Below are 1437 nucleotides of genomic sequence, written 5' to 3' on the forward strand. Positions count from 1 at the left end.
GCTTTATTCACATCAATGAGAACGTGAGCTAAAGAGTATGGAGAGTGATTGCGAGATAATGGTAAGCGACGTGGCGGGTGATCGGGGGAATAGCCCAGGGATATACTTTCAGCAGGAATGCAGTACGTGAAATTGAACGTGTTTATCCAGAGTCAGTATGTGAAGAATGATTGGCGCATTAAGCAGATGTTATTTTAACAGGGGTGAACGTTGTAATATTGTATTTCGCTGAATATCCCTGTAAGCCCGTATAAGTGTGTTTGAGTTAATATTGATGGAAAGCTGTGGATAAATCGATTGTATCGCTCCTGAAGCGTTACAGCGCGTTTGAGAAGGGGGTAAGCTGCCCGTTGGCTGACCAGAAAGTTAATACCCGTTTCTGTATTGTTATCGGTTCACCGGGTAATGTATCGGGCGTTTAACCCAACGGAGGCAGGTGTTACCCATGAAAGCAGACGTACAGTATGAGTTTCATCATTTTGGTATCCCGTTGCAGGATGGTAATACTGCAGGCAAGTTCAGTGCCCGCGCGGGGACGTATACCACCGATAATCCAGGCAAGTTTCGGGTGCAGTGGCATCGTTTCACTGATGACTCGCCGCTCCATCCGTTGCTGAAAACCGTTCCACACGTGGCGTTTAAGGTCAGTAGTCTGGCTGAGGCGATTGCGGGCGAGACGGTTATCCTGGGGCCTTATGAACCCATCGATGATTACCGGGTGGCCGTTATTGATGACTGCGGTGTACCGATTGAACTGATTGAGACAACGCTCAGCGATGAAGAACTGTGGGCACGTGCAGCATCCGGTCAGGGGAGTCTGTATCGCAAGTAAGATGCTCTGGGGGGCATCAACGCTCGCTGCCATCAGGCGTTCGTTCAGACTGTTATTATGCAGAACACTTTGCACGGGTGCAGGGGCATCTCTGGTGATGAGCCCAATAGGATCAGTACCCACGATGAAAAATGGGTAAGGATGACAGCTTGCTTTACCATATAGCGCTGTAGCCCTGTTCTTTCAGTCGATGACGGGTTCGTTTCACGTAGGCCGCGTCAATGAGCGCATCCGGTGGCAGATCGCGTGTGATATTACAAATCGTCGCCAGCGCAGCATCTGAAAGTTTAAACGTCCGTGGTAAGGCGTAGTAATCCCCTGTTTTTTGCTCGTTAATATTATCAAATAACTTCCTGAAGAAATCCGTCCCTGAAGGCCTGTGGGCGTTGATAATCGCCTCTGTCGCTTCATCTGCAAAGGTAATCTCCACCTCTTCCATACCCAGCGAGCGAATGATCCCGGCAATGTCAGGCCAGTATTTGAGATCGAAACTATTGAGCCGCTGCAATTCTGGCTTCAGATACGACAGGTAATGACCGTTCCCCTCTCCAGCATCGTCGATAAATTCAGTGAGTTTTAGCATGCGTTCACATGCAAAGTGGCCG

General features: G+C 49.1%; 2 protein-coding genes. One reads left to right on the forward strand and one right to left on the reverse strand.

Going from position 1 to position 1437, the window contains the following annotated elements; genetic code table 11:
• The first annotated feature begins 445 nt into the window (after positions 1-445).
• Positions 446-832: a VOC family protein gene (locus tag ADK28_RS25495; RefSeq protein WP_048797003.1), complete on the forward strand. Its 387-nt coding sequence runs from the start codon at positions 446-448 to the stop codon at positions 830-832.
• Between the two features lie 154 nt (positions 833-986).
• On the opposite strand, the gene ADK28_RS25500 is transcribed toward ADK28_RS25495, so the two are convergent.
• A partial coding sequence (locus ADK28_RS25500; RefSeq protein WP_048797004.1) for a hypothetical protein occupies positions 987-1437 on the reverse strand: 451 nt, incomplete at its 5' end.

The organism is Serratia sp. 506_PEND, assembly GCF_001076875.1.
In the GTDB taxonomy this organism is placed as follows: Bacteria; Pseudomonadota; Gammaproteobacteria; order Enterobacterales; family Enterobacteriaceae; genus Serratia; species Serratia marcescens.

What these genes read in the sequence shown, in the direction of transcription:
- ADK28_RS25495 (WP_048797003.1), top strand. Translation starts at nt 446, where the DNA reads ATGAAAGCAGACGTACAGTATGAGTTTCATCATTTTGGTATCCCGTTG.